The sequence below is a fragment of the Mesorhizobium sp. P5_C1 genome, assembly GCF_054049815.1.
Genome location: NZ_JBFULQ010001105.1, coordinates 1 through 1,012 on the forward strand (window position 1 = coordinate 1; position 1,012 = coordinate 1,012).

Annotated in this window: 1 protein-coding gene; it reads left to right on the forward strand. The window is 59.0% G+C overall.

What is annotated here, in order from left to right; all coding sequences use genetic code 11:
- Positions 1–177: 177 nt before the first annotated feature.
- Entirely contained in the window at positions 178–903 is a 726-nt protein-coding gene (locus tag ACXJ7R_RS34190; RefSeq protein ID WP_457155647.1) for a Crp/Fnr family transcriptional regulator, read from the forward strand.
- Positions 904–1,012: the final 109 nt, after the last annotated feature.

A 1,012-nucleotide genomic window follows, 5' to 3' on the forward strand; every position in this document is an offset into this window, starting at 1 on the left:
CATTCGTACGAATTCGTACCTAACGGTAGATCTGACCTGGAAAAATGCCTTCATCATTGCATGCCGAGGGACCGAGGAGGATATTTGTGTCCATCGCTTGCTCACTGTTAGGGCGCAAGCGGCTGAGAGATAGCTGAGGTGTGCTCGTGCTCTTGCTCTAAAACGGAGGCTCTGAGCATGACTCAGCTTCAGCAATCGACCATTCGCAACCGCCTGCTGGCATCTCTCTCGCCTGACGACTTTACCCTGGTGCGGCCGCATCTGGAGGCAGTGTCGTTTGAAGTGCGCGAACATCTGTTTATAGCCGAACAAAGGATCGGCCATGTCACGTTCCCCGAGTATGGGATTGCCTCAATCGTCGCCGATACCGGGGAAGGACGGTTCGAGGTCGGCATGGTGGGATCGGAGGGATTGGTGGGCATCCCAATTGTGCTCGGCGTGGACCGTTCGCCGCACACCTGCCTGGTACAGGCCACCGGCGAAGCATTCCGCATTGGGGCGGGGGAGCTACAGACCGCGATGGACCAAAGCCCCACACTACGCGCGCTGCTTCTGCGCTTTGTACACACCTTCAGCGTGCAGGTCAGCCAGACGGCCTATGCAAATGCGGGCTACTCGACCGAGGAGCGCTTGGCGCGTTGGCTTCTGATGACGCATGACCGGCTGGAGCAGGACGACATGCCTATCACCCACGAATTCATGAGCATTATGCTGGGCACRCGCCGTCCGGGCGTCACGCTGGCGGTGCAAATGCTTGAGGGCGTCGGTGCGATCCGGGCCACGCGTGGTCGCATTACAATGAGGGACCGCGAGAAGCTGGAACAGATTGCCGGGCAGTCCTACGGCTTCGCCGAGAAGGAGTACTCCAATGTRTTCCAGTTCCCGATCAAGCGAGAGMGATGAGGTGGAYTTGCGCTAYTTCATGAAYGTGCGCTAYCGRGGCCGGCTGATMCCCGAYCACGAAGGRGACGAACTGCCAAACGAGAAGGCTTTGCGCGGCCATGCGCTTGCC